At 71.1% G+C, this 7,185-nt stretch carries 7 protein-coding genes; 3 read left to right on the forward strand and 4 right to left on the reverse strand.

Translation table 11 applies throughout. From position 1 onward, the window contains the following. On the forward strand, positions 1-435 hold a 435-nt coding region (locus NBX02_RS00930), incomplete at its 5' end, for a PH domain-containing protein (RefSeq protein WP_445548190.1). Positions 436-628: 193 nt separating this feature from the next. On the opposite strand, the gene NBX02_RS00935 is transcribed toward NBX02_RS00930, so the two are convergent. Together NBX02_RS00935 and NBX02_RS00940 are read right to left on the reverse strand one after the other, a co-directional pair. Continuing rightward, the gene (locus NBX02_RS00935) at positions 629-1,735 is read right to left on the reverse strand and encodes a rhomboid family intramembrane serine protease (protein ID WP_250289579.1); all 1,107 of its coding nucleotides are present in this window, start codon (positions 1,733-1,735) and stop codon (positions 629-631) included. A gap of 55 nt (positions 1,736-1,790) precedes the next feature. Beyond that, complete coding sequence (locus tag NBX02_RS00940) at positions 1,791-2,315, reverse strand: peptidylprolyl isomerase (protein WP_250282956.1); 525 nt, start codon at positions 2,313-2,315, stop codon at positions 1,791-1,793. A gap of 540 nt (positions 2,316-2,855) precedes the next feature. Here NBX02_RS00940 and NBX02_RS00945 point away from each other — a divergent pair. Further along, entirely contained in the window at positions 2,856-3,563 is a 708-nt protein-coding gene (locus tag NBX02_RS00945; protein WP_250282958.1) for a hypothetical protein, read from the forward strand. A 62-nt stretch (positions 3,564-3,625) separates the two neighbouring features. Here the strand turns inward: NBX02_RS00945 and NBX02_RS00950 are convergent, their stop codons facing one another. Together NBX02_RS00950 and NBX02_RS00955 are read right to left on the reverse strand one after the other, a co-directional pair. Next, the gene (locus NBX02_RS00950) at positions 3,626-5,371 is read right to left on the reverse strand and encodes a GMC oxidoreductase (protein ID WP_250282978.1); all 1,746 of its coding nucleotides are present in this window, start codon (positions 5,369-5,371) and stop codon (positions 3,626-3,628) included. Between the two features lie 732 nt (positions 5,372-6,103). Further along, a complete protein-coding gene (locus NBX02_RS00955) occupies positions 6,104-6,727 on the reverse strand; it encodes a hypothetical protein (RefSeq protein WP_250289581.1) in 624 nt (207 codons plus the stop codon). A 244-nt stretch (positions 6,728-6,971) separates the two neighbouring features. Here NBX02_RS00955 and NBX02_RS00960 point away from each other — a divergent pair. Beyond that, on the forward strand, positions 6,972-7,185 hold a 214-nt coding region (locus tag NBX02_RS00960), incomplete at its 3' end, for a hypothetical protein (RefSeq protein WP_250289583.1).

Consider the following 7,185-nt stretch of genomic DNA (forward strand, 5'->3'; position numbering starts at 1 on the left):
GCGCACACCTGGTCGCCGTCCTGGTGGCGGGTGGCCGGGTGCGCCCTCGCCGGCGCGTTCCTGCTCGCGGCCGGTGCCGTGGGCGCGCTCGCCGCCCGTCTGGGGCCGCTGGACGGCCCCGGCCGGCTGCTGGTCGGGATCGTCGGGGCCGGGCTGTTGCTGCTGGCCGGCCGGGACGCCCTGGCCCGACCGGCGCTGCATGTGGATCAGGGCGGAGTCGACCTGGTGGACGGCATCCACCGGCGGCACCTGCCATGGGCCGCCGTGCTGCGGGTACGCGCGGGCACCCTGACGCGCAGCCGTCGCGCCGTGCACGTCCGCGTCCTCACGGTCGAGACGATCGACGGCCCGCTCATGCTCAGCCGCCGTCAGCTCGGTGCCGAGCCCGAACGGGTCGCCGAGACGGTGGAGGAGATCCGCCTCCGCCTGCGCTGACCCGATACGCAAGCCGCCCGGCTTCCCCTATTCGGGGTGATACCGAAAGCATCCGAGGTACTGGCCCGCGGGCCCGGGGAACCACGTCCACACCAGGACAACCGGACGGGGAATCCTCACGTCAGAAGCATCCGGCCGCCACGGCCAGGGGCCGGAAGCCGCCGGGCCGCTCCTGAACGAATATCGGTGGCGGTTACGTCACCGTGGAAGTCCGGGCGACCGCGATGAGCAGCAATGCGGCGAGAACAGCACCCACCGCGGCCGCCTGCGCCCATCCGCGGCGTGCCGGCACATAGGCGTAGATCGCCCCCACCGCGAGCCCGGCCGCGAGACCACCGATATGGCCCCATTTGTCGATGTTCGGAATGGTGAACGTGATGACCAGATTGATGCCGACGATGATGAGGATCGCCGAGGTGTCGACACGCAGCCGTCTGGCGATCACGTAGTACGCCGCGAAGAACCCGAACACCGCGGTGGACGCCCCGACCGAGAACACGTCCCGTCCGTTGATCAGATAACTGAGCGTATTTCCGCCGACGGCACAGACGACGAACAGGGCGAGATAGCGCACCCGGCCGAGGATCTGTTCGAGCTGGGTGCCGAGCAGGTACAGCGCGTACATGTTGAACAGGATGTGCAGGATGCCCGCGTGCAGGAAGGCCGCGGTCAGCAGCCGGTAGTACTCGTCGTTGAGCGCTATGCCCTGGCCGTCCAGGGAGTAGTCCCCCGTGAAGGCGTTGTCGAGATTCCCGCTGGCCAGGCCCGGCAGCCCCTGCAGGACGTACGCGGCCACGCAGAGCCCGATGAGCACCTGGGTGAGCAGCCCGGGACGCCTGGCCATGGCCCGCCCGCCCAGCGAGGTGACCGGCCGCCGGGAGGCGGCGCCACGGTGTGGCGCCGCGGCGCCCTCCTGCGGACAGTGGAACCCCACAGCCGCCGGACGCATGCACTCCGGGCAGATCGGACGCCCGCACCGCTGGCAGGAGACGTAGGTTTCCCGGTCGGTGTGCCGGTAGCAGTAGGGGACGGGACGGGGATGCGCCGCCGGCCCCCGCTCCGGCTGGCCCGTGGGCCGGGAGCCGGTGGCGGAGGGGGCGTCCGGCGTCCAGCCGTCAGAGGGGTCCGAGGACCCGCCCGCGGGCCGCCAGCCGGCTGGCTCCGGTGGCTGCCCGGACGCGTGGTGGTACCCGGGCACCTGATGCCGGCGCGGGCCGGCTGCCCAGGCGGTGCCGGCGCCCACCGCCCGGCGGGGATCCGGGACACCCGGATCCCCTGGTCTCGACCAGGGTGGGTTCATCGCAGCGGTCCCGACACCTTCGCTTCCCCGTCCGCCTTCCCGTTCCCGCCGGCCGCTACGCCTGCCGGCGTTCGACGACGACCTGCGTGATGACGATGTCGTCGGCCGGGCGGTCCTGCGGCCCGGCCGGCGCCTTGCTGATCGCGTCGACGATGTCGGTGCCGCTGGTGACCTCACCGAAGATGGTGTGCTTGCGGTCCAGCCAGTTCGTCGGGGCCACGGTGATGAAGAACTGGGAGCCGTTCGTCCCCGGGCCCGCGTTCGCCATCGCCAGCAGGTACGGACGGGAGAAGCTCAGCTCCGGGTGGAACTCGTCGGCGAACTTGTACCCCGGGCCGCCGCGGCCGGTACCCAGCGGGTCACCGCCCTGGATCATGAAACTCGGGATCACCCGGTGGAAGATCGTACCGTCGTACAACGGCGCCTTCGTCTTCTCACCCGTCCGGGGGTCGGTCCACTCCCGTGTACCCGTGGCGAGACCGACGAAGTTCGCCACCGTCTTCGGCGCGTGGTTCTTGAGCAGCAGGATCTCGATGTCACCCTGCGTAGTCTTCAATGTAGCGTACAGCGCCTCGGCCATGAGCCTCTCTTCCGTCGTACCGGTAGCGGCTGATCGCCGGTGACGCCGAATGTCGCGTCGCAGGTCCAACGATCGCCATGCTGGTAATGCTCCGCCGATCGTATGCGTCCGGCCGTACGCGACCGGTCGCGCGGGACCGTCCATATGGGACCGGGCCGTGTACGCCGCGTTCCGGCCAGAACCGGCCAGGGCTGGCCAGGGCCGGCACGAGCTGGCAAGGACCGGCACGAGCCGGCAAGGACCAGCCAGGGCCAGCACGAGCTGGCAAGGGCCGGCACGAGCCGCGGCACGAGCTGGCATGGCTGACAGCCCTGCCGGCGGAGCCGGGCTCAGACGCCCGCCGTCGGGCAGCGGCGAGTCCGCCCTGGCGATATCCAGCGATACACCAGGAGCGAATATTTTGTCACGATTAGCATACTGGTTGTGCTTAGCCCAATTGTGGGTAGAGGAAGATTCAGCAGACCGTAACGCGAGTTGCGCGAAGGGAAGCCGATGAGCAACAAGCGAGAGAGCAGACGGTGGCGTGGTCACGATTCTTCCGTGACCGAGACGCCCGCAGGGCTCCGTTTCGGGCCGCTGGTAGTGAACCGGGCCCGCGGTGGCCGCGATTCCTCCCCGACCGAGGTGCCCGCGGAGCACCGTTTCGGCGCGCTGGCAGGCCGGGCCCGGCGCGGCCACGAGCCTTCCCCAGGTGAGACGCCCGCGAGGCCGGCCCCGCATGCTCCGCGAGCCCAGCAGGCCCCGTGGGCCCAGCAGGCCCAGGCTGCCCGGTCGCTGACGGAGAAGATCTCCCGCGCGGCCGAGCAGGTGCCCACCGAGAAGATCCCGGCCGCGTCCAGCGCTGTCACCGACCGTGCTGGCAAAGCGGCGACGCAGGCCGCCACCCTGGCCAGCACGATGTCCGGACGCGCCGGGCAACAGATCGACAGAACCCGCTCCCAGCGCGCCGTCCACCGGGAGGAAAAAGCGCGTGCCCACGCGGAGAAGACACAGCACCTCCTCGAGCAGCAGCTGGCCAGAGCCGAGCACAAGCTCCAACGGATACACCGCCGCCGGCGGCGCGGCATGACGGCGATCCTGCTGGTCGGCGCGGGCGCGGCAAGTGCCGCGGCGGCGGCCCGCGGCGGCGTCCGACAGCCACGGCCAACCGGGCCCGAGGACACGGCCACGACGGCGACGGCGGGCCCTGGCGCCGAATCACCCGACATCGGGTGGAACGACCCGGAGAGCACCCGTCCGACAGTGTGAGCGGATAGCTCAGCGCCTCGGGAAACACCGGGCACGGCGCCCGTCCGGATCTTGCTCCAGCATCATCCACGGTCGCGGACGGCGGCCAGGGGCAGGCCGACGCGGTAGGCGGCCGGAGCACTCTCCGGTACGGCCGGACGTACCGGTCGTACCGGAGGGATCCGCCGGTACGACGACCCGAGCGGCGGACGCCTGTCCGGTTCGCCGTTGTTGGGCCACATCGCCATCGCCCGCTCAGCCTGCGCGACAATGGTCAGTGACGGGTTGACGCCGAGGTTGGCCGATATCGCCGCGCCGTCGACGACATGCAGGCCGTCATGTCCGAACACCCGCTGATAGGGGTCGACGACCCCGTTGGACGGGGAATCCCCGATCACGGCGCCACCGAGTATGTGCGCCGTCAGCGGAATGTCGAAGATTTCCGTCAGCGTACCGCCGGGAAAACCGTCGATGCGCCGGGCGACCCGCCGGGTCGCGTCGTTTCCGGCCGGAATCCAGGTCGGGTTCGGCTCGCCGTGGCCCGGCCTGCTGGTCAGCCCGTGCCCGCCGAACAGGCCCCGTCGACGGGCAACCGTGAGCGAGTTGTCCCGGGACTGCATGACCAGCGAAATCATGGTGCGTTCCGACCAGCGCCACGGCAGCGGTGCGTAGAGGAACAGAAACGGATGACGCAACGCTTGACCGACGAATGTGAGCCATCGTGGTACCCGCCGGCCGCCGTCCGTCATGAGGGTGGCCAACAGAGCCAGCGCGTTGCTGCCCCGGCCGTATCGGACGGGCTCGATATGGGTGTCCGCGGCCGGGTAGAAGGAGGACGTTATCGCCACGCCCCTGGTGATCCGCTCGTCCGGGCGGAACCTGGTGGCGCCGATGATGGATTCCGAGTTCGTCCGGGTCAGCGTGCCGACCCGCGCCGAAAGCGCCGGCAGCACTCCGGTGTCCCGCATCGTGAGCAGGAGCCGCACGGTACCGAGCGTCCCGCCGGCGAACACCACCTGGCGCGCCCGCCACGTCCGCCGCCCACGGCGCACCCAGGATCCGGTACGTACCGTCTCCACCTCGTAGCCACCGTCGGGGTAGCGACCGGCGGGGTAGCGACCGTCGGTCAGCGGGCGCACGGTGGTGGCCTCGGTGCCGGGAAAGACCTGGGCGCCGATCTTCTCGGCCAGGTAGAGGTAGTTGCGGTCAAGGGTGTTCTTGGCGTTCCAGCGACAGCCGGTCATGCACTCGCCGCACTCACGGCATCCGGTGCGGGTCGGCCCGGCACCCCCGAAATAGGGGTCCTCGGTTTCCACACCGGGTTCCTTCCGGCCGTCCCGGCCGAAGAAGACACCCACGTCCGACAGCTTGAAGGTATGTCCGGCACCCATTTCTTCGGCGACCGCCCGGTACACCTCGTCGGCGTAGGTGACCGTCGGGTTCGTCACCACTCCGAGCATGCGTTCGGCCTGATCGTAATAAGGCGCCAGTTCCTCGCGCCAGTCGGTGACATGCCGCCACTGCGGGTCAGTGTAGAACGCCTCCAGCGGACGGTAGAGCGTGTTCGCGTACACCACCGAGCCGCCGCCGACAGCAGCTCCGGACAGTACGAGCACACGGCCGAGCATGGTGAACTTCTGGAACCCGTGGCAGCCCAGCCGGGGTGCCCACAGATAACGGCGGATGTTCCAGCTGGTCCGGGGCAGCGCGTCGGGAGGAAACCGGCGGCCGGCCTCCAGAACGATGACCCGGTACCCCTTTTCCGCGAGCCGGAGCGCGGCGACGCTGCCACCGAACCCGGAACCGATCACGATCACGTCGGCATCCATAGCCGCGGACGCCCTCTCGACCGGCTCACCCGCCCCGGCGCGAGACTCCTCCGATCCGGCACGAGACTCTTCCGATCCGGCACGAGACTCTTCCGATCCGGCACGAGACTCTTCCGCCCCGGCACGAGAAAGGACCGGCAGCCGCCAGCGCCCAGCCGTCCAGCGCCCAGCCGTCCAAGGCCCGGTCGTCACGGCGGGCGCGCACTTCCCCGCACCGTCGCGAGCCTTCTCGCGACGAGGGAACCGGCCCTGGCGCGCCGCACCCCGGGCGGTCGTCCCATCGGTCGCACTGTCGCGCGCACCGCCACCGGACATACGCTCACCCCCACCACGTGTATCCCGCGCCCAGGAGATCGCCGTCCCGCGCGGGCCCTGTTCGGCGGGAGCCTGCTCAGGCCTACGCGGAAGCCCCGACCTGTGGGCCCGCGGTCTCCCATCATCACCGCATCGGCCACGAAGGCAACACGCCTGCCCAGCGGCAGACCGGCCGACGTTCCAGACAGCCGTCAGTGGCGGTCGAGCCTGGAGCGCCGGTCAAGCAGCGCGCATCCCGTCCACAACCGCCCGTACAGGCCACGATCCAGGCAAGTTTGTTGTTGTGCACGCTTTTTGGCCGCGTCAACGTACGTCAACGTACACAGCAACACACTCGTGCCGATCTTCTCCGGTGACCGGCGGCCATCGACGCGCGCCGCCGGTCATGACGGATACGTACGGTAACATGACCGGCGCTCAGGCAGCACCGGTGGCGCGAGGTGGACGGGCGCGAGCCTGCGCGGCTCCGGCGGCCGCCGCCTGCTCTATCGCGGCAAGTTCCGGCAGGCCGGACGGGACCCGCAGTGGTACCGCCACGGGCGACGGGGCCGCCGCCGGCGCGGCCGCGGTGGCCGGGCCGGCACGATGATCAGTGGCGGCAGGTGCCGGGGCCCACGACCGGCACGACCGGCACAGGCATTCCGCGGACGACGCCGGCAGATGGTCCAGCCGTCGCAACACATGATCGACGGGATCGTCCACCCGGCCGGCTCCGGCGCCGGCACCCATGGTGTCCACCAGGTGCATGGCCAGTTCCGCCGCGTTCCACGAGCCGGCGACAAGGATGCGGACGATCCGGTCCCGGGCGGCGGCAAGGGTCTGCGGGTCACGTCGGATGGCCCGGGCAAGCGTGACGACGACCTGCCCGGCCGCCTCGGCGACCAGCCGCTGCGGGGAGGCAGGCCAGGCCTGGCTGTTCCCCGCGGAAGCCGGCCCGCTCCCGTCCGCCGGCGCCGCCCCAGCCCGCACGCTCCCGCCCGGCACGGTTCCGCCCGGCACGGTTCCGCCCGGCACGGTTCCGCCCGGCTGGCTCCCGATCACCGGAATGACCCGGTCCTGGACGACCGCCGCGTCCGAGGTGGTCGTCGTGCCCGGTGCGCCCCCGGTCTGGTCGCTCCTGGGCGGCTGCTCGGTTGCGGAGCGGGCGTTTCCGGGCTGAGCGCTTTCGGGCTGAGCGCTTTCGGGGAATTCGGGCTGTGCGCTTCCGGCTGCCCCCGCACCAGGCACGGACGAGGTGTCCGCGGCCGGGGCAGCACCGGATCGCGGAACGGAAGGCGACGTCATCATGTTCGTGGCAGGGCCCACCGGAGGCACGGCCGTGGAGAAGGAGTCAGCGGGGACGGACGCGGTGACCACGGAGTTGTCCCCGACCACCATCAGCGCCTTGGCCATCGCGGCGCCCGTGATGCGGGCGCGGCGTCGGGCGGCGGCGCTCGGTCGGTCCGAGGCGGGCCGCGGGCCGGCCCGGCGACGGGACGCCACGGTGGCCGGCGTGGCGT

The sequence above is a fragment of the Protofrankia sp. CiP1_Cm_nod1 genome (genome assembly GCF_920888515.1).
Taxonomy (GTDB): domain Bacteria; phylum Actinomycetota; class Actinomycetes; order Frankiales; family Frankiaceae; genus Protofrankia.